The organism is Nocardia sp. NPDC046763 (assembly GCF_040645495.1).
In the GTDB taxonomy this organism is placed as follows: Bacteria; Actinomycetota; Actinomycetes; order Mycobacteriales; family Mycobacteriaceae; genus Nocardia.
Window position 1 is genome coordinate 1 of sequence record NZ_JBEYYI010000012.1, and the last position, 20,870, is coordinate 20,870.

Genomic DNA, 20,870 nt, shown 5'->3' on the forward strand with positions numbered 1-20,870 from the left:
ACCGACCCTTCGGACAAGCCACATCCCGGACCCGAAAACCAGGTTAACCCCACACCCACACCCACGTCTTGACATAGAGGGGTGCCAGTAGCGGACGTTCCGCCGGCCTCGGATCGGCACGGCCAGTTGATCTTCCGATGCCCCGCGCTGGCCGGTTCGGTCAGCGCGGTATGCGGCAAAGTGGTGCGTTCCTGGTCGATTCCGTAGTGCTGCTGTCGCGAGATCCAGCAGGAGGTTTCGGCTTGCTCCTGACGTGACGTCAGGTCCTAGCGTCGGCGATACCGGCGCGGGGTGCGTCGGTGGAAGTGAGCTGGAAGCGGAATGGCCGAGCCGGGAAACGGGCACGTGTGGAAGGTCGGTGAGCTCGCGACCGAGGCCGGATTGACGGTTCGGACGTTGCATCACTACGACCGCATCGGCTTGGTGCGCCCGGCCGGGCGCACCAATACCGGTCACCGGCTCTACATCGAAGCCGATGTCCAGCGCCTGTATCAGGTTCTGGCCTTGCGTCAGCTGGGCTTGGGATTGGACCAGATCGCGAACGTGCTCGCGGGCACCGTGGCAATGGCGCAGGTGTTGGCCGCGCATCGAGATTATCTGGCTGCTCAGGTGGCTGCGACGCAGGACCTGCACGCCCTGGTGGCGGCACTGGCGACAACGGCGGAGAACCGGCCCGACATCTCCGCGAATCACTTCCTGGGATTGATCAGGAGGACAGTCATGGTCGACGACACCGTCAAGCAATACTTCACCCAAGAGCAACTGGCGCAGCTTGCTCAGCGTCGGGAAGAATTCGGCGAACTCCATGTCCAGCAGGTCGAAGCGGGATGGGGCGAGCTGATCCCGCAGGTCGACGCGGCAATCGAGGCTGGATTGGACCCGGCATCACCGCAGGCGCGGCAGCTGGCGGAGCGGTGGATGGGTCTATTGGAGCAGTTCCATGGTGGTGATCCTGGGCTGCGCGACAGTCTGTATCGAATGCAGGCCGCCAATGCCGACCGGATCCAGCAGGAATTCCGCGGTCCGTCATCCGCTCAGATCGAATTCATCAAAGCCGCGGCGTGCACTCGATCAATGCGGTGAGCGCGGCGCGCAGGTCGGGGCGGGCCGCGCTGGAATACAGTTCGGCGAGCGCGATCTCCGCCACCATGGCGATGACCAGGAGCGCCACCGCGGGCGGGTCCGCCCAGCCCAGCTGTTCGATATCGGGCGCGATCGCCGCGGCGACCAGCTGATTGCGGGCGGTCACCTCGTCGAGCAGATCGGCCTCGGTGCGAGACTGGGCGAGAAAGGCTTTGGTGCCCCGGGTGGCCAGGCAGGCGTCGAGGTAGGCGGTGAGGCCGGCGCGCAGTCGCTCGCGGCCGGGCGCGAGGTCGACGACGGCAGCGAGGACGCGACCGGTCAGCTCGTCGTGATACCGGCGGTGCAGCGCGACCACATAGCTGCGCCGATCCGGAAAGTGATGGTAGAAGGTGCCTTTCGCCATGCCGGCGGCCTGGACCACGGCATTGACCGACAGTCCGGCCAGACCTGTGCGCGCGGCGACCTCCGCCCCGGCGTCGAGCAGGGCGTTGCGGCCCGGTTCCGCGGGTCGGGGCATGGCCGGAATCCTTTCCTGCGCTGTCTCTTCCCCCCGAGGGTACACAGCGACTAGCCTATGACCGACCGGTCGGTCATGCGCGGCGCGTAGGGGGCATCGTGAGGCCGACCGGCACGAATCCCCGGGAGTACCCATGCGATCGGCCACCCGCTGCCTCACCGCCGCCATCCTGTTCGCCGCCGCGCTGGCCGGACGCCCGGCCGCGGCCGACGAGCCGGATCCGTCCTACAGCTACTTCGGCGGACTGGCGGCCGAGCTCACCGCGCCCGGGCAGGCGCCGCCCGGTGCGAACGACTGGTCGTGCAAACCCGCTGCCGTGCACCCTGATCCGGTGGTGCTGCTGCATGGACTGTCCAATGACACCGTCACCTGGAACACCCTGTCCGCGGTCCTCACGAACGCCGGCTACTGCGTGTTCACCACGACCTACGGCACCGGCGCGCTCGGCCCGGTCCTGGGCGCGATCACGCCGGTCGAGACCAGCGCCCGGCAGATCTCCGACTTCATCGACCGGGTGCGCGCCGAAACCGGCTCGAACAAGGTCGATCTCGTCGGTCACTCGATGGGCGGCGCGGTGCCGTTCTACGCCCTGAACCACCTCGGCGCGATTCCGAAGATCGACCACTACGTGGCGCTGGCCGCGCCGCTGCACGGCTCCACGGTCAGCGGCCTCGCGAACCTGCAGCCGCTGCTCGAATCCACCGCGCCCGGAGCGGAACTGGCTGCGCAGTGCGGGCCGTGCCAGCTCTCGCCCGGCTCGAAGGTCGCCATCGACCTGAACGCGGACCCGGCTCTCGCGCCGGACATCCGGTTCACCACCGTGGTCTCCCGCTACGACGAGATCGCCACCCCCTGGACCACCGGCCTGCTGGACGGGCCCAATGTCGACGACGTGGTGCTGCAGGACCTCTGCCCGACCGACTACACCGAGCACTACGAGCTGCCCGCGGATCCGGTCACGGCGCGCGTGGTCCTCAATGCCCTCGACCCCGCGCACGCCGCACCCGTCTCCTGCACGGTCGTCCTGCCTTTCGCAGGACCGCTGGGTCGATAGCAATCCGCCATTCGAGCCGCCTGCTGCCCATACCCGCCCCGACATCCGCACCCACACGAACGAAGGCCGGCGCATGACCGACTGCGAATCTCTCACTCGCACTAGGTAATTCGGGCTATTGACGTCGAGGGCACGCTCGCCGCGCTGCGGGCGGCCCGGGCACGCGCGCACGGCGAGCTCGGGGCCGCACTGGCGGCCGGACTCACCACCGCCGCGATCGAGAACCGGATTCTCCGCGGGCATGAACGGCCAACCCAACTGTTCTAAACGTGCACTACAGCTGAGGAATTGGCGTGAAATTGCTGCTCTACGCCGGATTGTGAGGGATTGCACCGGTCGTACGGAACTCGGCAATAGCGGGCTTTCCGCCGGCCTCGGATCCGCACGGCCAGTTGATCTTCCGATGCCCCGCGCTGGCCGGTTCGGTCAGCGCGGCATGCGGCATGTGCGTATACCTTAGTCGACTGAAGTCAGCGACTGTCGAGCTGCGGTAGTGGATTGCGCCATCGGCAGGGATTCGAGGGGCGACCCCGCTGGAAGTCTCCAGGTCTGGACTGCGGACTGCGTCGATGCTGCCCGACGGTACAGTCCAGACGGATGGCGGTCCTTGCTACTACGGACAGGTACCGGTGAAGGTCAGGCCGGCAACCTGAATGACCGCGCCGCTACAGGGAACATAGACATCCTGCGAAATATGGAGCAGGGCAGACAATGATACTGCAAGGAGTTTGCAGTTCTGGCCGCTACCGTCCACGGATCCACTCAGACTAACGACCGGTAGGCCGAGCACGCCAGCGGTGGCGCGGCACTGGGAACCTGGCGTGGCGGCTTCGGCCGGGCTCATGATGAACGGTGCGAGTGCGGCAACGGCCGCGACTCCTGTGACGAGCAACGCGGTTTTGATCCTCATGTGACTCCTCACTCGGGTGACTCTGGAAGACGTTGTCTACCAACCATTCTGGACAACTGACCAACGTGCGGGTCCGGCATGTGCGGACGCTTTATCCGGCTGAAGTTTACTAAGAGCGTGTGGCTGGATCGACGATCGTCCGGTCCGGCGCGTCGGTGCGCGTGGATCGGACGGATGCCGGTCGGGATGTCAGGGCGGCTTGCGGTGGATCGCCGTGGGCACGTCAACGTCGCCGGGGCTAGATCTCAGGGCCGCAAGCTCTATCGTCTGCTCGACGTCGCCAGGACCGAGCGGGCCGCAACGAAAAGGTCCTCGCCACCCTCATCATGGGTGATCCATCCGCAGCCTTTCGAACTGTCGAATTCCCTGAGTCGCCCAGGCAGAGCCAAAACCGCTGTGGCGGTAGCTATTGCAACAGATGGATGGAGTCTGGAACATGCCCTGTCCTTACCAGTAGCGGACGTTCCGCCGGTCTCGGATCGGCACGGCCAGTTGATTTTCCGATGCCCTGCGTTGGTCGGTTCGGTCAGCGCGGTATGCGGCAGGAGAGTGCGCTGCCATGCGGGCAACGGCCGACCCAACTGTTCTAAACGTGCACTACAGCTGAGGAATTGGCGTGAAATTGCTGCTCTACGCTGGATTGTGAGGGATTGCACCGGTCGCACGGAACTCGGCATGAGGGCGCGATCGTCGGTACCGAATGCTGATGGCCCGTTGACATTTCGATGTCAGCGTGGTGCCGGTACGTCTACAACCAGTTCGGTCGGGCTGGGATTCGTGCTGACCTGGATGCTCACTCGGCCCGAGCCGGGGAAGTTGAAGAAGGTGGCGTTCCAACCGTAGTGACTGTCGTATCGGGTGGCCTGGGTGTTGGTCGTTGTGACACCGGTGTCGAGATTGGTGGCAGTAACCGTCGCGGAGATCGAGCAGTTGGTGCCCGCGGCGGGGGATGCCGACATCGAACCGAGTGGGTCGCTCGCGGCATCGGCTTTGAAGCTCACCTGGACCTGCACCGAGCTGTCGAAGAAAGTCGCATGGTCGCTGCCCTGCTGCCCCTGCTGAGGGGAAGCCGACGCGCTGACCGTGCCCACGCAGCCCGGTCCGCCATCGACGTGGGCAGGATCGAAGGACGACGTGTCCGCGGACGCCGGGCCGACCAACGCCCCGAACGCGATTGCCGGCAGAGCTGATACTGCCGCAAACCTGAGCATGCCTCGCATCATGACTCCTGTCCTAGCACGGATCACGGCGTGAAGACCAGCTTTACCCGGACAGGCTCGGATCAGTACGACAGAATCCGGTGTGCCTCAGACGGTTCAGGAGCAGCGGCGGATTCGGCTGCTCCGGACTCACGCCCCTGCGCCACCGCCCAATCCACCCACTACGAAACCTCATTGACGGCGCCTTCCGACATCGCCGAATCGGCAGGGCCAGTTGACCTTCGCCGCCCGGCGCTGGCCAGTTCAGTCAGCGCGATCAGCGGCAGAAGAGGTCGTTCTATTGGGGCCGCCGAGGCCCCGGATGTTCTTGCGCACTCAGCCGAGACCGGATGCCGGGTCGGTCGGGCATTCGTAGGCTCGCCTATTCGGGTGGCCAGATGGCGCTCAGCACGCGGCCTGGCCAGTTGTCGGGAATGCCGGCCAGGGTGACGTAGCTGCCGTAGAACGAGCCGATGAGCATGCCGGTGAGGACGTCGAGATCGGTGGACGCGGGAAAATCGCCCACTGCCAGGGCTTTTCGCAGCAGGGCGCGGCGCGGCTCGACTATGCGGGTCTTGAACGATTCCAGCAGTTCGGGGTGGCGGCCTTCCTCGGCGAGTAGTGAGCCGAGAATGGCCATGGCGGGACCGGCCCGCAGGTTGTCGTGGAAGTTCTCCAGGATCGCCAGGGCGTGGGCGCGGGGGGTCGCGGCGGCGGCGGGTGGCTCCACGACCCGCAGTGAACCGATCACCGCTGCAACCAATTCCGCCTTGTTTCGGTAGCGGCGGCGCAGGCTGGGGGTGGTGGTGCCCGCGGCGGCCGCGACCGATTCCAGCGACATGCGGGCGTAGCCGAGTTCGCCGAGCGAGTGGGCGGCGGCCGCCAAGATCGCTTGGTCCAGGGCCGGGTTCCTCGGTCTTCCGGCTTTCGGTTGCGGGGTGCTCATTACATTGCGATAGTACATCGGAACGTAAGTGACAGATGGAAGGAACCATCATGACGGAGTCGTTGCCGGTGAGCGCGGTGATCCGCGTCGGACGCGCCACCTTCGACCCGAGCCTCTTCGCGGACTTCAGCGCCCTGGTCACCAAGCAGGCGGACTACCTGATCCCGGCCATCAAGGAATTGTCGGGCCTCATCTCCTGGTTCACTGGCGTCTCGCCAGAGGGTTCGACGGTGCAGATCAGCATCTGGGACACCGAGGCGCACGCCAAGCAGATGGACGACCTGAAGTTGATGGCCGTTGTGGCCCGCGGCGAAATGGAAGCGATCGGCGGCCATTTCGAACGCCCGATCATCAACTACCCCATCAACTGGACCATCGCCGGATCGGTGCCGGCCGCCGCGGTCATCCATGTCGCCCGCGGCAGCTTCGACGCCGACCGGTTCGCCGAGGTCGAGACCCTGGCCATCAAGCAGGCCGAGTACCTGATCCCGGCCATCGAACGACTGCCGGGACTCGTGCACTGGTATACCGCCGTGTCGCCGGTGGGCGCGATCGCCAATATCAGCGTCTGGGACTCCAGTGACCATGCGGTGCAGATGGATTCGCTGCACGAAATGGTCACCGTCGCCCGTGGGGAATTTCAGCAGCTCGACGCCCTGACCTTCCACCCGATCGTCGACTACCCGATCAACTGGACCATCTGACCGGATACCGTCCACCCGAACGACGAGTCTCCCGCTCGCCGTTCGGGGTTCGCGCCGGGGTCGCATCCTGTAGATGGCGTGTCCGCGGGTTGGGGCCGTCGCCCTCGACCGGTTCCAACCCGACACCGATTCTTCGGACAAGCCGCATCCCGGACCCGCCTTCAAGGCTAAATCCATCCGCCTCGACCACGCGATCGAGATGTTCCGAGTCTTCGGCGGCGATATCGGCGGTGACACTCCGGCTGGACTTCCCAACGCGCGGTTGGCCATCCTGCCCGGCACCTCCCACGTCAGCCTCGTCCACCGCCCCGAACTGCTCCTGCCGGTCATCTCCACATTCCTCGACACAACCCGCCCCAAAGCCTGACCGTGCCAGGAAACTCGCGATCGGGTACCGCTCGCTCATTGGCATTTCAATGTGTTCGAGCCGGGCAACGCCCGCGGATACACTGACGACCTCACCGCCCTCACACAGATCGGTGGTCCAAGCTCTCCCACTGAAGGTCGGCAGCCTCCCAACATCATCGATTTTCGACAACGTCGTGGGCCGACCTCGACCGCGCGATAAGCGGCAGGAGCGTGCGTTCGGCCAGCGCTGAAGGATGCAGGAACATCCGCAGCTGCGGACGACGACACGACGGCGCCATTCATCCCGGCGCCGAGGACTCGAACTACCGTCCCCAGCATGAACGTCGCCCTCGACCCGCCCATGGCGGTGGTGCTCCGATACGTCGATGCCTTCAACAACGGTGACTCGAAGGCGATGTCAGCACTGTGCGCTGACCCGATGCAGATACTCGACGGCATGTCACCGCACGTATGGCAGGGACCGACAGCCAGCGAGGACTGGTGGAGGGCCGTACAGAGGGAGGGCGAGCACGTGGGAGCGTCGGGCTACCACATTGCGCTCGCCGAGCCACGGCACATCGATGTCACCGGGGACCACGCGTATGTCGTTGTTCCTGCCACCATGACGGTCAATCTGCAGGGCAAGCAGGTAACCCAAACCGGCTCGATATTCACTGTCGTGCTCGGCAGGGTAGGGGCACAGTGGCGGCTGACGGCCTGGGCTTGGGCAAAAGGTGCCTGACTGTTCTCGCCCTCGACGGCGAGCACCCCGAATACAAAGGGCTGGAACGTCTATCCGAGGGGACATCCTCTGATAGACCCCAATGGGCGGCACCGGTGGCGTGGCACCCGGTAGCGCCGACCGCACGAAACTCGGCATACCAGTGCATTCGGGCGGTCTCAGATGGCCACGGCCAGTTGATCTTCCGCAAGACCGCCGTGGTCGGATCGGTCAGCGCGATAAGCGGCAGGAGAGTGCGCTGCCATGCGGGCATGAACGGCCGACCCAACTGTTCTAAACGTGCACTACAGCTGAGGAATTGGCGTGAAATTGCTGCTCTACGCCGGATTGTGAGGGATTGCACCGGTCGCACGGAACTCGGCAGAAGTGTGCGTTCGGCCGGCCTCGAATTGGGCGGCCGGCTTATCTTCGGCGAGCGTGGCTCGCCCGATAGGTTGACCTGTAGCGCGGTTGAGGTTGCACAGTGGCTGGATGCGGCTGAATCAGATCACGATCGGTGCCACCGACCTTGGCCGGTCCGAGCGGTTCTATGGACTGCTCGGAATGCAGTTGATCGTCAAGACCGACAACTATCTGCGGTTCCAATGTCCTGATGGCGGCAGCACGTTTTCGGTCGAGTTGGTCGAATCCGTGCCTGACGGTGAACAGGTCTCCATTTACTTCGAGTCCGATGACCTCGACGACCGATGCGCTCGGCTAGCCGGTGCGGGCGTGGTGTTCGACAGCCTGCCCGCCGACATGTCGTGGCTGTGGCGAGAGGCATGGCTGCGCGATCCGGACGGCCATCGGCTGTGCCTGTTCTACGCCGGAGACAATCGGCTCAACCCGCCATGGCGGATCTCCGACCCGGCATCGAACCGACCAGCAGACGGTCGATCGTGAGCCAAGCCTGAACAGCCTCAATTCGGCAGAAGAGGATGTTCTGGGCCGCAGTCGGTCTCGCCGCCGGCCGCACCGCGCTGGCCGGTTTGGTCAGCGTGGTATGCGGCAGTCGAGGATGGTCGTGGAGGTGGGGTGGTGGCTGGATGTGTGTGATCAGTGTGGTTGGGCCAGTAGCTGGAATGCGCCTCGGATGATGAGGCGGCCTTTGGTGAGTACGTCCATGTTGCTGGGCGGCGTGGTGGGGTCGGACACCATCAGGCTGGCAGTCATAGCGCGGCCGTCTGCTGTGCGGGCCAGGTAGTTGAGGGTTACTACGCCGGGTTCGCTGCCGGGCTTGTACCAGACTGTCGGGAACTGGGCAGCATCCAGACCCAGCCCGCCGGGGTCGAGGGACAGGGCATGGCCGATTTCGGGCTGGTTGAGCCGCAGCAGGCCCGCGTAGGCGTGGCAGATGTCGACCGGCGAGGCGAACCATTCGATCTGGTCGATCTCACGTGGCTGAGTCCAAGGCTGCGAGGTGTCGGGCAGGGGCATGCTTTCCAGGTGCTCGACCAGCATGGCCCGCTCCGCCGGGGGTATCGACAAGTACCGCCGCACGTGGTCTGGGCTGTACTTGAGCTGGAAGAACGCTCTGGTCGTCAGGAAAGGCTCATTGGCCCGGGGCTCTTGGTGGCCGAACAGGCTGAGTTGGCGGGCCACGGTGTCCCGGCCCAACCGGTGGATCAGGTGGTCGGTGGCGGTGTTGTCGCTGATGGACATCATGGGGTCGGCGTACTCGGCCAGCGTGAGTGCGTCGCCGGCCGGGCGGTCCTGCAGGGTGCCGGAGGGCAGGCTCTTCCAGTCCTCGTGGATGGCCAGCCGTTCGCCCCAGGACGCTCGGCCCTCGGCGACAGCTTGGCCGAGCGCGCCCAGCACGTACAGCTTGAACCCCGACCCGATCGGGCGCAGGGCGTCGGGATCGAGGCCGTGCTCGATCCGGCACGTCCTGTCCGGAGCGATCGTGGCCGCGGCGAACGACACCCGTCCGCCCAGCGCGGCCAACCGACTGTCCGCCTCCGCCCAGCAGGCCGGTGGGGCCTCGTCGAGGGTGAGCTCCAGGTGGCCTACCCGGCCCGCCTGGTCCACCCGCACCGTGAGCAGGTAGTCGAGTCCGCCGCCGTGCACCGCTGCCTGCGCCTGGTCGGGTCGCGACGCTGCCACCGCCGCCCGGGTCACGGTGAGCGGGCCGACCGCGCCGGCCGCAGCGTTGAACCCGGCCGGCCCGCCGCTGGCGGTCAACAACGATGGGGCCACGCGCTGCTGGATCTCCTGCTCGGGAAGCGGGACCCGAGCGGATGCGGCCACCAGCCAGTCCAGCTGTTCGGCGGCGGTCAGGGTGGGCGCGCCCGCGCCTGTCTGCTCGATCATGGTGTCCCCCGTCCGGTCAGGAGCCGACGCTCCATTGAATCCACAAGTGGAAACATTACCGAAATCGGATTCGTGTTGCTAGCCTGATTGTCGTGACATCCGCGGATCTGCTCCTCCACCCGATCCGCCTGCGGATCGTGCAGGCGTTCCTCAACGACCGGGCCCTGACCACGAGCGACCTGCGGGACGAGCTGTCCGACGTCGCGCCGACCACCCTGTACCGCCACATGACCCGCCTCGTCGACGCCGGAGTTCTCACCGTCGTCGCCGAGCGCCGCGTGCGCGGCACGGTCGAACGCACCTATGTCCTACGGCTGAGCGCGGCGAGCATCGGCCTGGACGAGATCGACGCGATGAGCGCCGACGACCACCGCCAAGCCTTCATGGCGTACATCGCCGGCCTGCTCGGCGACTTCGACCGCTATCTCGCTCGCGGCGACATCGATCTGCTACGCGACCAGGTCGCCTACCGCCTCGCCGCCATGTGGCTCACCGACACCGAGTTCGCCGAACTGCGCCGCAAACTGCTCAGCGTGCTCCAACCCGGCCTGGCCAACCCACCGGGACCCGGCCGCACCCGACGCATCTACGCCAGCATCCTGCTACCCGGCGAAGACACCCCACCTCACCAGCGGCCACAGACTCCGGACGCCACCCCCAACCCATGAACACCGCCCGACGCCCCGCCAACTATCCGCATCGGACAGCGCCGACGGCGTAACGGTCGAACTACTCATTCTGTTCGGCCTCCAAGGAATGCGTGTGCATGTGCGTGCCGACCAGTACGAGAATCGTTGACCAGCAACGTAACTCACAGCATGTTGGACGGCTCTGGCGTAGCGGACGGCTTGGTTGTCATGTCGTGAGCGTGAACTGGGTCGCCAATCGGGCCGCCTCGTGCTTCGAGGCTGCGGCCACGCGCTTTTCGCCTTCGATGCGGGCTCGGATTGCGGCAACCGAGCGGTGGTCCGGGATGCGTGGCCCAGGGAGGTAGCGTCGACCGGTCTGCGTGAGATACCACGCGAGGAGCATGAAAGTAGCTGCGGTGGTGACGATTTCGGTGACCATGGTGTCCTCTCGTGGCTAGGCGGGGTAGGTGCGGGGAATGTCGCGGAGGACGATGCGGATCGCTCGTAAGACCGCGGTGATGGGCTGGAGCCTCTCCGACTGCGGGTATCTGAACCAGTGGGGCTCGGGTCCGGGAGGAGGGAGGGTGGAGGGGAGGGCGATTTGCCTTCCCGGCGGCAGGAACTCGAAGCGCGCGCGGCGGCGGAGATCGGCGGCGCAGCAGCTCATGTCGAGCGGGCTCGGGGCGGCCAGCAGGATCAGGTCGCCGCTGCCGGTGCCCTCGTCCAGGATCGGCGTGACCTTCTTGCTCCAGAACAGCTCATCGTCGATCAGCGCTGCCAGCCCGCTCGGCGCATTGATCGCGCTGACATCGCTGGTGGACAGCGTGATTCGGGGGCCCGATGCCCGACAGGGCAGACCGTAGAGCTCCCGGTACAGCCACACCTGCCGTTCGAGCGGGCTCTCACCGGTCATGTTCTGTACCGGCATGGTGAATTCCTTCCCGTTTCAGGTACTTTCGGGCGCTCTCCGCGCGCGGGCACGGCGGCTCGCAGTTGGCATGGATCGCGCTGATGCCTTTGGCTCGCGCCCGGGTGATGGGGTGAATCGAACCGTTCTGGCAGTCGTCGTCGACCCAGGATCTCTGGTGCTCGGGCTGCTTGCCTTGCTGCTGGGTTGCCATGCATCAAGTGCATCGAGGCGACGAGGAGTTGGGAAGTGAAAAGCGGGAATCCGGATTTTCTCACTGTTTCACCAGGATTCGACCCTCAGACCGTGAGATGATTTTCCCGCTCCGGGAATCATCATCGTCGCGGAGCGGGAAACATGATGACCCGAGAACGGGAAATTCCATGTCCGAAAGCGAAAGCACCCTCACCCGCCGCCAACTTGGTCGGTACCTGAAGTCGGCCCGCGAGGAGGCCGGGTTCACGTTGGAACAGGCTGGCAGACAGATGGATTGGAGCAAGAGCAAGCTCCAGCGACACGAGGCCGGAGAGGTTGCGAAGATCCGTCGTCCCGATCTGGACCTCCTGATCCGGCTGTACCAGATAGACGATCGCCAGGCCGCGCACCTGAGGGGCTTGGCGGAAACCGCCGCCGGGAAATCATGGTGGCACGAGTTCAGCCGCGTTCTTCCGGAGGACTTCCGCATCTATGTGGATATGGAATCTGCTGCCACGATGCTGACGACCTACCAGCCCGACCTCATCCCCGGACTCCTCCAGACGCGTCCCTACGCACGCGTGCTGGCCTACACCGCTAACCCTGACGACGGAGAAGCCGCTCTCGCAGGGCGATTGGAGTTGAAGGCGAGGCGGCAGCGCCTCCTCACACACAACCTCAAGAAGCCTCAGCTGAACATGGTGCTCGGAGAAACTGCGTTGCGCAGAGTGATCGGCGGGCCGAAGATAATGGCAGACCAACTCAAACGTCTTGCCGAGGCAAGTACTTTGCCGAACGTGACCCTCCGCATCCTTCCGTTCTCCGCCGGGATGCCGACCGGTGATCAGACCGGGCCGTTCGTGATCATCGATTTCGGGCCGGACGGACGTGGCCAGCCTGTCGCGCCGACCACGATCTACAGCGAGGGCTACTCGAGCGACATGTACTCGGAGAAGCACGATGTCGTCGACCGCTACATCGAGGCGTACAGAGTCCTCCAGCGGGCTGCGCTGGATGAATCGAGCAGCAGAGATCTGGTGCGCGAGATAGCAAGGGAGTACAACGCGTGAACTACGAACTCAACGGCGCACGTTGGTTCAAGAGCAGCAGAAGTGGCGGCAGCAAGGAGTGCGTGGAGGCCGCGTTCCTGGCCGGGGGCCAGGTCGGTGTCCGCGACTCCAAGAATCCCGCCGGGCCGGCGCATGTCTTCACCGCCGGTCAGTGGGATGCGTTCGTGGGCGCGGTCATGGCGGGGAAGTTCGACCCGTCCCGCGTTTGATCGATCGGAAACGCGCCGAAATACGCACCGGGCCCGGTCATTTCGACCGGGCCCGGTGCGTGATGACGGCTTACTTCTGGTGGCCGCAGGCCTTGTGGTAGTCGATGACGGCCTGGCGCGCGGCCTTCAGGTCCTGCGCCTCCTGCGGGTTGGCCTGCCGCCACGCCTTCCGTTCGGCGCGGCGCTGGTCCTCGGGCAGGGTCTTCACCTTGGCGATCTCGGCGGCCACATCCGGGTGCTGCGCCAGGTAGGCGGCCACCTTGGGGGCGGCGTCCGCGCGGGCCGCGGCGGCGGCCTGTGGGCTGCACTGCGGCGTGTCGGCGGAGGCGGTGCCCGGCACGGCCAGGGCGATGGCGGCTGCTCCGGCGGCGCCGGCCAGGGCGGCGGCAAGGGTGCGTTTCATTCTCACTCCATGTTCGTGGGTTGGGGTCCCCACCGAATCTGCCCGCGCAAGCTGAAGGCGGCCTGAATCGGCCGGCCATCTTCAGGGGATCTTCAGCCACCCGTCGGCAACCTCGACGATCACGGGTGAGCCGGCGGTGCGCTGCGGGGCAGGCGGAGGACGAAGACGGCTCCGGTCGTGCCGGGGTCGGGGTCGGCGCAGGTCAGGTCGCCACCGTGCGCGCGGGCCAGGCCGCGCGCGATGGCCAGGCCCAGGCCCGAACCGTCCGGGCGATGGTGGCGGGCATGGTCGAGCCGGACCAGGCGGTCGAAGATACGCTCGCGATCCTCGACCGGAATGCCGGGGCCGCTGTCGGAGACGACGACGTCGACGGCATCGGCATACGCGCGCAACTCGACGGTGATGCTGCCGTGGTCCTTCATCGCCTGGCAGGCATTACTGCACAGGTTGGTGAGGATCTGGGTGATGCGCTCGGGATCGGCGGGCACGGTGGCCGCCTCGCCGGTGAGCCGGAATTCGGTGTGCGGGTGCAGCATTCGCATACGGTCGAGATGCGTGGCGGTCAGCGCGTAGAGGTCCACCGGTTCGAGCCGGAGCTGCAGGCCGGCGTCGATGCGGGCCAGGTCCAGCAGGTCGTCGACCAGGCGGCCCGCGCGCTGGGTCTCCCGGACCAGGAGCAGCAGCATGCGCTGGCGGTCCTCGGGATCGGTGTCCGCGGGCTGCTGGAACACCGCCTCGGCCAGCGAGCGCACGCCGGTGATGGGGGTGCGCAGTTCGTGGGCGGCGTCGCCGACGAACACCCGGATGCGCTGTTCGGAGGCGCGGGCCCGGGCCTCGGCGGCGGCGGTGTCGCGCAGCGCGCCCTCCAGGGCATCGAGCATCTCGTCGAAAGCGGCTGCGGTGCGGCCCAATTCGGTGTCGGTGCGGGATGGTTCGAGGCGGCTGCCGAGGTGGCCGTGCGCGATATCGCGGGCCAGCCGGGTCATGGCGTCCAGGGGCGCGAGCGCACGGCGCACCCCGAACCAGAGCCCGAGCGAGATCACCGCGATGGCCCCGGTGGTGGCCAGGGCCAGCAGCAGTCCCAGCCGCGACTGCACTCGGGCGATCAGCGGCGTGTCCACCTGCAGGGTGAGCCGGCCGTCGTTGAGCGTCCCCGGTCCGGTGAGTTTGATGACGCGGGTCTTGGTGGTGCTGTCCTCCGCCAGCCGGTGCTCGAGGCTGCCGAAGGTGCGTCCGTCGGGCAGCACCAGCCGGACCCGCACCGAATGCGTGTCCACCCGGGTGATCAGGTCCTCCGGCGAAACACCTTCCTGCGCGAGCTGTCTGGCCAGCTGGGCGCGGTCGGTGAGCACGGTGTTCTCGCTGCGGGTCACCACCACCCCGAACAGCGCGTGCACGCTCAGTGCGACCAGCACCAGCACGATGCCGGAAACCAGTGCGGCCGTGAGGGTTACGCGGCCGCGGAGCGAGACCGTCCTCACCGCGGCACCCGCAGCGTGTATCCGAGGCCGCGCACGGTGTGCACCACCCGCTCACCGTGTTCCTCGAGTTTGCGGCGCAGCGCGCTCACGTGTACCTCGACCAGGTTGGGGTCGTAGTCCTCGTATCCCCAGACGGCCGTGAGGATCTGGGTCTTGGTGACCACCCGGTCCCGCTGCGCGGCCAGGTAGACGAGCAGCTTGAATTCGGTGGCGGTGAGGGTGAGCTCGTGCCCGGCCCGCCGCGCGCCCCCGGCGTCCACGTCCACCTCGAGGTCGCCGATCACGATGCGGCTCTGGAGTTTTCCCATCCGCCGCAGCAGCGCGTCCACCCGCGCCACCAGTTCGATGAGGTCGAAGGGTTTCACCACATAGTCGTCGGAGCCGGCGCGCAGTCCGCGCACCCGGTCCTCGACGCCGTCGCGGGCGGTGAGCATAACCACGCCGGCCGCCGAGCGGGCCCGCACCGATTCCAGCAGGGCGAAGCCGTCGCGGCCGGGCAGCATCACATCGAGCACCACGACATCGGGCCGGAACTGGGCCAGGTCCTGTTCCAGCAGGCCGCCGTCCGCACGGGTGAGCACATCGTGCCCGGCGGCGGACAGTCCGGCCCCCACCGCGGCCCGAATGGCCTCGGCGTCTTCGATGACAAGAATGCGTCCCGGTTGCACCCGGCAATTCTCAGGCCTTTGCCTGTGAATCCGCTGCGAACCGGGACGCCTCCCGGGTCTTTAGTGCGGGACCGCGACGGCGGTAATGAATTCCGCCAGCTTCCTGTCGTCGATGCTCTTGGCGAGGTCGGATTCACAGATCATGCCGACCAGTTGATTACCCTTGCGCATATCGAGTACCGGCATGCGCTTGATCTGGTTCTGTTCCATGACGTCCAGGACGGTACTCAAGTCCGTGTCGACGTCGACCGACCACACCCGGCCCTGGGCCAGATCACCGGCCCGGACCCGGCTCGGGTCGTGTCCCATGGCGACGCAGTGCACGACGATGTCACGGTCGGTGAGCATGCCGATCAGCGTGTCGCCCTCGCAGATGGGGAGTGCGCCGACATCCATGTTGCGCATCAGCTGAGCGGCGCGGTCCAGGGTTTCATCGGCGGGGATGCATTCCGCACTCCGGTGCATGATGTCGCGAGCCTTCACTGCAACCTCCTGTCTCGGGATGGGTGTGCCAGGAGACATCGTGACCCCGATCACACCGGAAGGTCAATGCGTGAGCTGGAAGCGATCCGTGAGGCGGCGCAAGCGGCCGGTTCCCGGCACGCTCAGCCACACCACGAACGCGAGAAGACCGTCCAGTATCAGCGCCAGCGCGGCCACCAGGATCGCGCCCACGAGCACCTTGTCGTAGCGGTAGAGACTGATGCCGTCGAAGATGTAGCGGCCCAGCCCGCCGAGGTTCACGTAGGCGGCGATGGTCGCGGTCGCCACCACCTGGAGAGTGGCCGCGCGCAGGCCGCTGAGCAGCACCGGCAAGGCATTGGGCAGCTCGACCCGCAGCAGCACCCGGGGTTCGCTCATGCCCACGGCCCGCGAGGCGTCGACCACGACCGGGTCCACATTCGCGATGCCCGCGTACGCACCCGCCAGCAGCGGCGGAATGCCGACGGTGAGCAGCGCCAGCAGCGGCGGGGTCAGGCCCAGGCCCATGAGCAGCACCACGAAGGTCAGCACGCCCAGGGTCGGCAGCGCGCGCATGGAGTTGGCGAAGCCGACGATGAGGGCCGACCCGCGACGGGTGTGCCCGATCAGCAGGCCGATCGGCACCGCGATCACGGCCGACAGGCCCACGGCCAGCAGGCTGTACCACAGGTGTTCGAGAATGCGGCGCCCGATGCCGGCCGGGCCGGACCAGTTCGCGCCGTCGGTGAGGAAGTGCCAGGCATCCAGGAAAAGGTTCATGCTGACTCCATTCGGCATGGGCGGGGCCGCTGCGTGGTTACGCAAGCTGCCTCCTCCGCGGCCTGACCGCTCATGCTGACTCCATTCGGCATGGACGGGGCCGCTGCGTGGTTACACAGGCTGCCTCCTCCGCGGCCTGACCGCTCATGCCGGACGCCCTTTCAGCCACGGCGTCGCTACCCGGCCCAGCAGGTACAGCAGGCGGTCCACGATCAGGGCCAGCGCCAGCACCACGATGATGCCCGCGACGATCTCGTCCGGGTAGTCGCGCTGATAGCCCTGGGTGAACAGCTTGCCGAGCCCGCCGACACCGATCAGCGCGCCGACGGTCACCATCGAGATATTGGTGACCGCCACGACCCGCAGGTTGGCCATGAAAACCGGTAGGGCGAGCGGGAAGTCGACGGTGAGTATTCGCCGCCAGCGCGGGTAGCCGATGGCGTCGGCGGCGTCGAGGGTGTCGGCGGGCACCGAATCCAGGGCGGTGGGGACCGCCGTGATGAGCAGCGCCACCGAGTAGATGGTCAGCGCGATAACCACATTCAGCGGATCGATGACGCCCAGGCCCAGCAGCGGCGGAAGAATGACGAACAGCGCCAGCGACGGAATCGTGTACGCGATACTGGCCGCCGTGGTGGTGACCCGCCGCAGCCAGCGCGCCCGATGCGCCAGCGCGCCCGCCGGGATCGCGATCACCAGGCCCAGCAGCAGCGGCAGCAGGGCCAGATACAGATGGGTACGGGCGTATCCGGCGATCTCGTCGAAATTGTCGATGAGGTACCTCACCGGGGCTCCTCGAAGAAGACCCGATTGCGTTCGGCGTCCTCGGCGGTGCGCTGCCGGTGCAGCTGCTCGAGCACGTCGCGCGCGTAGATCGCGCCCACTGCCGCCCCGGAATCATCCACCGCCACACCGATTTCCGAGGGCGAGGAGATGGTGGAGTCGAGGGCCTGGCGTAGATCGCCGTCCTGCGGGAAGAGCGAGCCGCCCGCGGCCATGCTGTCGGTCAGCGCGTGCCCGGCGCGCACGCCCTCCACGCCGGTGGTGTCGATCCAGCCCAGGGGCCGCTTGGCCCGATCGATGACCAGCCGCCATTCGCCCTGCTCCAGCCGGACCCCGGTCACCTCCTCCGGAGTGACCGTCGAGAGTTCGTGCAGCGGAACGGTATCGGCCGTCCGGAAGGACAGTTCCCGGTAGCCGCGGTCGCGGCCCACGAAGCCGGCCACGAAATCGGTGGCGGGCTTGGCGAGTACGGTCCGCGGCACATCGTGCTGCTGGAGGTAGCCGCCGGGGCCGAACACGGCGATGTGGTCGCCGAGCTTGATGGCCTCGTCGATGTCGTGGGTGACGAAGACGATGGTCTTGTGCAGTTCGGCCTGCAGCCGCAGCATCTCGTTCTGGAGTTCGGTGCGCACCACCGGGTCGACGGCGCTGAAGGGTTCGTCCATGAGCAGGATCGGCGGGTCCGCGGCCAGCGCTCGGGCCACGCCCACGCGCTGCTGCTGACCACCCGACAGCTGCGCCGGATAGCGTTGCGCCAGACCGCGATCCAGGCCGACCCGGTCCATCACCTCGAGCGCCGCCCGGCGGGCCGCGCGGCGGGACTGTCCGCGCAGCACCGGCACGGTGGCCACATTGTCGACCACGGTGCGGTGCGGCAGCAGGCCCGCGTTCTGGATCACGTAGCCGATGCCGAGCCGCAGCTGGACCGGGTTGCTGCGCGAGATGTCCTGCCCGCCAACGGTGATGACGCCCGTACTGGGGCCGATCATGCGGTTGATCATGCGCATGGAGGTGGTTTTGCCGCAGCCGGACGGCCCGACGAACACGGTGAACGACCCGGATTCGATGCGCAGGTCGAGGTCGTGGACGGCGGTGGTGCCGTCCGGATACGTCTTGCTGACGCCGGTGAATTCGATGTCGGACACCGTGTTCGGCCCTCCTAGGCGATCGGCTTGTCGAGCCCCTGCGCGGCCACCCACCGCTTGGCGGCGGCGGCCGGTTCGGTCTTGCTGCTGCCGGAGACGGCGGTATTGAGCGAGACGAGTTCAGCGGTGGTCAGTTTCGCCGAGACCGCGTCGAGAACCTTCGTCAGCTTGTCGCTCTTCTTGGCGGTGTTGTAGAGCGGCACCACGTTCTGCGGCGGGAAGTTGTGCTTCGGGTCGGTCAGCACCACCAGGTTGTTGGCGGCGATGGCGGGGGAGGTGGTGAAGATGTCGGCCGCGGTGACCTGACCGTCGGTCAGGGCCTTCACGGTGGCGGGGCCGCCGCCGTCGGCGATCGGCACGAAGTTCGCGGCCGCGATGTCCAGGCCGTAGTTCTTCTTCAGGCCGGGCAGGCCGCCGGGACGCTCGGAGAACTCCGCGGGCGCGGCCAGTTTCACCTCGGCCGAGTGCGCCGCCAGATCGCCGATGCTCGTCAGGTTCCACTTGTCGGCGGTGGCCTTGGTGACCACGACGGCGTCGGAGTCCTCACCGGGCGCGGGAGTGCCGATGGCGAGCTGATCGCCGAGCGCCTTGGCCAATGCCGCGTTCACCTCGTCCGGGGTGGTGGCGGTGCTCGACTTGTCCAGGTACTGCAGCAGATTGCCGGTGTAGTCCGGGATGAGGGTGATGGCACACTGCTTCAGCGCGGGGACGTAGGCTTCGCGGCTGCCGATATTGAGCTTGGTGTCGATACCGAAACCGTTGGCGCGCAAGGCTTCCGCGTAGACATCGGCCACGGTCTCGGATTCCGGGAAGTTGGCCGAGCCGACAGTCACCTTGTTGGCGTCGCTGCCGCAGTCGCCGCCACCGCCGAGCGGATTGGACTTGGAGCCGCCACAGGCGGACAGCGCCATGGCCGCGGCCAGCGCCACCGACGCGGCCAGAATTCGGAGTACCGTCCGGGCGGTGCGCCTGCCGTCGGCGCGCGTGGTGATGAGCGAGTGCACTGTCGTCCTTCCGAGCGGGGTGCCTGCGCGGGCGGGGCGGATTCCACCCCTGAAACAGACTCAACTGTCCATATTGCCCGGCTGTTCCCGCGAACGTTGCCTACCTGTGGTCGGTTTCGTGCATTTGGCGGATCCGGTCGAGCCATCGTGCCGGGTCGTTTCCGGCGGCGGAACCCCTCGGCTCGAGCTGCGCGGAACTCCGCGGTGCGCTCATGCGCGGGTCGGTTTCGCGTGGGGGAGGGGTGGGGCGGCAGACTGTTGCGCGTGTCCGGCACAGACTCCTCCGCACCGCGCGCCCTCGGCCGTCGCGCCCGCCCGCTCCGCCGCGCGCGGCGGCCCCGCCTCGGGTCGGCGCTGCTGGTCGTCGCGGTCGCCGCGGCCGCGGTGGCCTGCGGCAAATCGGGCACCGGACCGGTATTGACAGTGGGAGCAGGGAATTCGGCGGAATCGATGATGATCGCCGAGATCTACGCGGGCGCGCTGGCCCGCACCGGACTGCGCACCCGGGTCGAGGATCGGATCGGACAGCGCGCGGATCTGCTCGCGGCCCTCGACGCCGACCGGATCGCGCTGTTCGGCGATGTCAGTGGAGATCTGCTGACCGCCCTGGACTCCACCGCGACCGTCACGAAACCGGACGACGTGAATGCGGCTCTGTCCAAGGCGCTTCCGGAGGACGTCGTCGACTCCGATGCCGCCGACGGCACCGACCTGCGCCCCACCGTGGTCGCCGCCGCCGCCCGCCCCGACGGCCTGCCGTCCTCGCTGAAGGACCTGGGCGCGCGCTGCGCCGAGCTCACCATCGGTATCGACACCGGCACGCCCCTGGACGCTCTGCGCGCCCCGCTCGACCCGCAACGCGATGTCCTGGACCCGCTGCGCACCGTCTACCACTGCGCGATCACCCACCCGGTCACCTTCGCCACCGACGCCGACCTGCGAAAGGCCCTCTCCGACGGCGAAATCCAGCTGGCCGTTCTCCCCGGTCCGCCCGCCTTCCTCCCCGACGGCGGCGCCGACCTCGCACCACTCGCCGACCCCGACTACGCCTTCCGCGCCGCGATGATCCTCCCGATCATCCGCAAATCCGCCCTGACCGATCAGCAACTCCGCAAGCTCAACTATGTCGCCGGCGAACTCATCACCACCGACCTGGCCGACATGATCCACCAGGTCCGCGACGAGGGCGCCGTCCCCGCCGCGGTCGCCCGGGTCTGGCTCGACGCGCACGCCCTGTGACCCCCGCCGGGTCGTGAATCCGTAACACCTCGGCGTCCCCTGCGTCGCAACCGGTTTCGCTCGCCTACCGTGGGTGGATCGGGGCAGCTTCCCATGGCGGTAC

Annotated in this window: 26 protein-coding genes; 10 read left to right on the forward strand and 16 right to left on the reverse strand. The window is 67.1% G+C overall.

Features of this window, described 5'->3' with window-relative positions:
• The first annotated feature begins 321 nt into the window (after positions 1 to 321).
• On the forward strand, positions 322 to 1,083 hold the full coding sequence (locus ABZ909_RS20380; RefSeq protein WP_357001796.1) for a MerR family transcriptional regulator: 762 nt from the start codon (positions 322 to 324) through the stop codon (positions 1,081 to 1,083).
• Here the strand turns inward: ABZ909_RS20380 and ABZ909_RS20385 are convergent.
• Positions 1,049 to 1,600 (reverse strand): TetR/AcrR family transcriptional regulator, encoded by a 552-nt coding sequence (locus ABZ909_RS20385; protein ID WP_357001798.1) that lies wholly within the window; start codon positions 1,598 to 1,600, stop codon positions 1,049 to 1,051. The two genes, ABZ909_RS20380 and ABZ909_RS20385, sit on opposite strands and share 35 nt — an antisense overlap.
• A 133-nt stretch (positions 1,601 to 1,733) precedes the next feature.
• Here ABZ909_RS20385 and ABZ909_RS20390 point away from each other — a divergent pair, with 133 nt between their 5' ends.
• Entirely contained in the window at positions 1,734 to 2,654 is a 921-nt protein-coding gene (locus ABZ909_RS20390) for an alpha/beta fold hydrolase (protein WP_357001801.1), read from the forward strand.
• 613 nt (positions 2,655 to 3,267) lie between these two features.
• On the opposite strand, the gene ABZ909_RS20395 is transcribed toward ABZ909_RS20390, so the two are convergent.
• From ABZ909_RS20395 to ABZ909_RS20405, 3 genes are all read right to left on the reverse strand, one after another.
• Complete coding sequence (locus ABZ909_RS20395) at positions 3,268 to 3,564, reverse strand: hypothetical protein (protein ID WP_357001804.1); 297 nt, start codon at positions 3,562 to 3,564, stop codon at positions 3,268 to 3,270.
• 728 nt (positions 3,565 to 4,292) lie between these two features.
• Complete coding sequence (locus ABZ909_RS20400) at positions 4,293 to 4,775, reverse strand: hypothetical protein (protein WP_357001807.1); 483 nt, start codon at positions 4,773 to 4,775, stop codon at positions 4,293 to 4,295.
• A 370-nt stretch (positions 4,776 to 5,145) separates the two neighbouring features.
• Positions 5,146 to 5,709 (reverse strand): TetR/AcrR family transcriptional regulator, encoded by a 564-nt coding sequence (locus ABZ909_RS20405; protein WP_357001809.1) that lies wholly within the window; start codon positions 5,707 to 5,709, stop codon positions 5,146 to 5,148.
• A gap of 50 nt (positions 5,710 to 5,759) precedes the next feature.
• Between ABZ909_RS20405 and ABZ909_RS20410 the strand changes: the two genes are divergently transcribed.
• The 4 genes from ABZ909_RS20410 to ABZ909_RS20425 all read left to right on the forward strand — a co-directional run bounded on the left by ABZ909_RS20410 (position 5,760) and on the right by ABZ909_RS20425 (position 8,385).
• Positions 5,760 to 6,413: a hypothetical protein gene (locus tag ABZ909_RS20410; RefSeq protein ID WP_357001812.1), complete on the forward strand. Its 654-nt coding sequence runs from the start codon at positions 5,760 to 5,762 to the stop codon at positions 6,411 to 6,413.
• A gap of 73 nt (positions 6,414 to 6,486) precedes the next feature.
• Entirely contained in the window at positions 6,487 to 6,780 is a 294-nt protein-coding gene (locus tag ABZ909_RS20415) for a hypothetical protein (protein WP_357001815.1), read from the forward strand.
• A 318-nt stretch (positions 6,781 to 7,098) separates the two neighbouring features.
• On the forward strand, positions 7,099 to 7,503 hold the full coding sequence (locus ABZ909_RS20420) for a nuclear transport factor 2 family protein (RefSeq protein ID WP_357001818.1): 405 nt from the start codon (positions 7,099 to 7,101) through the stop codon (positions 7,501 to 7,503).
• 471 nt (positions 7,504 to 7,974) lie between these two features.
• Complete coding sequence (locus ABZ909_RS20425) at positions 7,975 to 8,385, forward strand: VOC family protein (protein ID WP_357001821.1); 411 nt, start codon at positions 7,975 to 7,977, stop codon at positions 8,383 to 8,385.
• A gap of 153 nt (positions 8,386 to 8,538) precedes the next feature.
• On the opposite strand, the gene ABZ909_RS20430 is transcribed toward ABZ909_RS20425, so the two are convergent.
• Positions 8,539 to 9,792, reverse strand: a complete 1,254-nt coding sequence (locus tag ABZ909_RS20430) for a serine hydrolase (protein ID WP_357001824.1) — start codon at positions 9,790 to 9,792, stop codon at positions 8,539 to 8,541.
• A 92-nt stretch (positions 9,793 to 9,884) separates the two neighbouring features.
• Here ABZ909_RS20430 and ABZ909_RS20435 point away from each other — a divergent pair, with 92 nt between their 5' ends.
• Complete coding sequence (locus ABZ909_RS20435) at positions 9,885 to 10,460, forward strand: helix-turn-helix domain-containing protein (protein ID WP_357001826.1); 576 nt, start codon at positions 9,885 to 9,887, stop codon at positions 10,458 to 10,460.
• 187 nt (positions 10,461 to 10,647) lie between these two features.
• Here the strand turns inward: ABZ909_RS20435 and ABZ909_RS20440 are convergent, their stop codons facing one another.
• From ABZ909_RS20440 to ABZ909_RS20450, 3 genes are read right to left on the reverse strand one after another with little or no spacing between them, the layout of a single operon-like run.
• A complete protein-coding gene (locus tag ABZ909_RS20440; protein WP_357001828.1) occupies positions 10,648 to 10,860 on the reverse strand; it encodes a hypothetical protein in 213 nt (70 codons plus the stop codon).
• 15 nt (positions 10,861 to 10,875) lie between these two features.
• The gene (locus tag ABZ909_RS20445) at positions 10,876 to 11,349 is read right to left on the reverse strand and encodes a hypothetical protein (RefSeq protein ID WP_357001831.1); all 474 of its coding nucleotides are present in this window, start codon (positions 11,347 to 11,349) and stop codon (positions 10,876 to 10,878) included.
• Positions 11,324 to 11,542: a hypothetical protein gene (locus tag ABZ909_RS20450; RefSeq protein ID WP_357001834.1), complete on the reverse strand. Its 219-nt coding sequence runs from the start codon at positions 11,540 to 11,542 to the stop codon at positions 11,324 to 11,326. The genes ABZ909_RS20445 and ABZ909_RS20450 overlap by 26 nt, the downstream gene beginning before the upstream one ends.
• A gap of 169 nt (positions 11,543 to 11,711) precedes the next feature.
• Here ABZ909_RS20450 and ABZ909_RS20455 point away from each other — a divergent pair, with 169 nt between their 5' ends.
• Both ABZ909_RS20455 and ABZ909_RS20460 read left to right on the forward strand, forming a co-directional pair.
• Entirely contained in the window at positions 11,712 to 12,593 is an 882-nt protein-coding gene (locus ABZ909_RS20455; RefSeq protein WP_357001837.1) for a helix-turn-helix transcriptional regulator, read from the forward strand.
• Complete coding sequence (locus ABZ909_RS20460; protein WP_357001839.1) at positions 12,590 to 12,802, forward strand: DUF397 domain-containing protein; 213 nt, start codon at positions 12,590 to 12,592, stop codon at positions 12,800 to 12,802. Before ABZ909_RS20455 ends, ABZ909_RS20460 begins: the two co-directional genes overlap by 4 nt.
• A gap of 70 nt (positions 12,803 to 12,872) precedes the next feature.
• Here ABZ909_RS20460 and ABZ909_RS20465 read toward each other — a convergent pair whose 3' ends face one another.
• The 8 genes from ABZ909_RS20465 to ABZ909_RS20500 form a co-directional block, all read right to left on the reverse strand.
• Positions 12,873 to 13,205, reverse strand: coding sequence for a hemophore-related protein (locus ABZ909_RS20465; RefSeq protein ID WP_357001842.1), 333 nt, complete (start codon positions 13,203 to 13,205; stop codon positions 12,873 to 12,875).
• Between the two features lie 119 nt (positions 13,206 to 13,324).
• Positions 13,325 to 14,686, reverse strand: a complete 1,362-nt coding sequence (locus tag ABZ909_RS20470) for a HAMP domain-containing sensor histidine kinase (protein WP_357001844.1) — start codon at positions 14,684 to 14,686, stop codon at positions 13,325 to 13,327.
• Positions 14,683 to 15,354: a response regulator transcription factor gene (locus ABZ909_RS20475; RefSeq protein ID WP_357001847.1), complete on the reverse strand. Its 672-nt coding sequence runs from the start codon at positions 15,352 to 15,354 to the stop codon at positions 14,683 to 14,685. Before ABZ909_RS20475 ends, ABZ909_RS20470 begins: the two co-directional genes overlap by 4 nt.
• Before the next feature lie 60 nt (positions 15,355 to 15,414).
• A complete protein-coding gene (locus tag ABZ909_RS20480; RefSeq protein ID WP_357001850.1) occupies positions 15,415 to 15,837 on the reverse strand; it encodes a CBS domain-containing protein in 423 nt (140 codons plus the stop codon).
• A 63-nt stretch (positions 15,838 to 15,900) separates the two neighbouring features.
• Complete coding sequence (locus tag ABZ909_RS20485) at positions 15,901 to 16,596, reverse strand: ABC transporter permease (protein WP_357001852.1); 696 nt, start codon at positions 16,594 to 16,596, stop codon at positions 15,901 to 15,903.
• A gap of 144 nt (positions 16,597 to 16,740) precedes the next feature.
• Entirely contained in the window at positions 16,741 to 17,382 is a 642-nt protein-coding gene (locus ABZ909_RS20490) for an ABC transporter permease (protein WP_357001855.1), read from the reverse strand.
• Complete coding sequence (locus tag ABZ909_RS20495; RefSeq protein ID WP_357001858.1) at positions 17,379 to 18,524, reverse strand: ATP-binding cassette domain-containing protein; 1,146 nt, start codon at positions 18,522 to 18,524, stop codon at positions 17,379 to 17,381. The genes ABZ909_RS20490 and ABZ909_RS20495 overlap by 4 nt, the downstream gene beginning before the upstream one ends.
• Positions 18,525 to 18,538: 14 nt before the next feature.
• Positions 18,539 to 19,435 carry an ABC transporter substrate-binding protein gene (locus ABZ909_RS20500; protein WP_357002282.1) on the reverse strand — a complete coding sequence of 299 codons (897 nt, stop codon included), beginning with the start codon at positions 19,433 to 19,435 and terminating at the stop codon, positions 18,539 to 18,541.
• 357 nt (positions 19,436 to 19,792) lie between these two features.
• On the opposite strand from ABZ909_RS20500, the gene ABZ909_RS20505 reads away from it, so the two are divergent.
• Complete coding sequence (locus tag ABZ909_RS20505) at positions 19,793 to 20,767, forward strand: glycine betaine ABC transporter substrate-binding protein (RefSeq protein WP_357001860.1); 975 nt, start codon at positions 19,793 to 19,795, stop codon at positions 20,765 to 20,767.
• Positions 20,768 to 20,870 lie beyond the last annotated feature (103 nt).

What these genes read in the sequence shown, in the direction of transcription:
- ABZ909_RS20380 (WP_357001796.1), top strand. Translation starts at nt 322, where the DNA reads ATGGCCGAGCCGGGAAACGGGCACGTGTGGAAGGTCGGTGAGCTCGCG.
- ABZ909_RS20385 (WP_357001798.1), bottom strand. Translation starts at nt 1,600, where the DNA reads ATGCCCCGACCCGCGGAACCGGGCCGCAACGCCCTGCTCGACGCCGGG.
- ABZ909_RS20390 (WP_357001801.1), top strand. Translation starts at nt 1,734, where the DNA reads ATGCGATCGGCCACCCGCTGCCTCACCGCCGCCATCCTGTTCGCCGCC.
- ABZ909_RS20395 (WP_357001804.1), bottom strand. Translation starts at nt 3,564, where the DNA reads ATGAGGATCAAAACCGCGTTGCTCGTCACAGGAGTCGCGGCCGTTGCC.
- ABZ909_RS20400 (WP_357001807.1), bottom strand. Translation starts at nt 4,775, where the DNA reads ATGCTCAGGTTTGCGGCAGTATCAGCTCTGCCGGCAATCGCGTTCGGG.
- ABZ909_RS20405 (WP_357001809.1), bottom strand. Translation starts at nt 5,709, where the DNA reads ATGAGCACCCCGCAACCGAAAGCCGGAAGACCGAGGAACCCGGCCCTG.
- ABZ909_RS20410 (WP_357001812.1), top strand. Translation starts at nt 5,760, where the DNA reads ATGACGGAGTCGTTGCCGGTGAGCGCGGTGATCCGCGTCGGACGCGCC.
- ABZ909_RS20415 (WP_357001815.1), top strand. Translation starts at nt 6,487, where the DNA reads ATGGCGTGTCCGCGGGTTGGGGCCGTCGCCCTCGACCGGTTCCAACCC.
- ABZ909_RS20420 (WP_357001818.1), top strand. Translation starts at nt 7,099, where the DNA reads ATGAACGTCGCCCTCGACCCGCCCATGGCGGTGGTGCTCCGATACGTC.
- ABZ909_RS20425 (WP_357001821.1), top strand. Translation starts at nt 7,975, where the DNA reads ATGCGGCTGAATCAGATCACGATCGGTGCCACCGACCTTGGCCGGTCC.
- ABZ909_RS20430 (WP_357001824.1), bottom strand. Translation starts at nt 9,792, where the DNA reads ATGATCGAGCAGACAGGCGCGGGCGCGCCCACCCTGACCGCCGCCGAA.
- ABZ909_RS20440 (WP_357001828.1), bottom strand. Translation starts at nt 10,860, where the DNA reads ATGGTCACCGAAATCGTCACCACCGCAGCTACTTTCATGCTCCTCGCG.
- ABZ909_RS20445 (WP_357001831.1), bottom strand. Translation starts at nt 11,349, where the DNA reads ATGCCGGTACAGAACATGACCGGTGAGAGCCCGCTCGAACGGCAGGTG.
- ABZ909_RS20450 (WP_357001834.1), bottom strand. Translation starts at nt 11,542, where the DNA reads ATGGCAACCCAGCAGCAAGGCAAGCAGCCCGAGCACCAGAGATCCTGG.
- ABZ909_RS20455 (WP_357001837.1), top strand. Translation starts at nt 11,712, where the DNA reads ATGTCCGAAAGCGAAAGCACCCTCACCCGCCGCCAACTTGGTCGGTAC.
- ABZ909_RS20465 (WP_357001842.1), bottom strand. Translation starts at nt 13,205, where the DNA reads ATGAAACGCACCCTTGCCGCCGCCCTGGCCGGCGCCGCCGGAGCAGCC.
- ABZ909_RS20485 (WP_357001852.1), bottom strand. Translation starts at nt 16,596, where the DNA reads ATGAACCTTTTCCTGGATGCCTGGCACTTCCTCACCGACGGCGCGAAC.
- ABZ909_RS20500 (WP_357002282.1), bottom strand. Translation starts at nt 19,435, where the DNA reads ATGGCGCTGTCCGCCTGTGGCGGCTCCAAGTCCAATCCGCTCGGCGGT.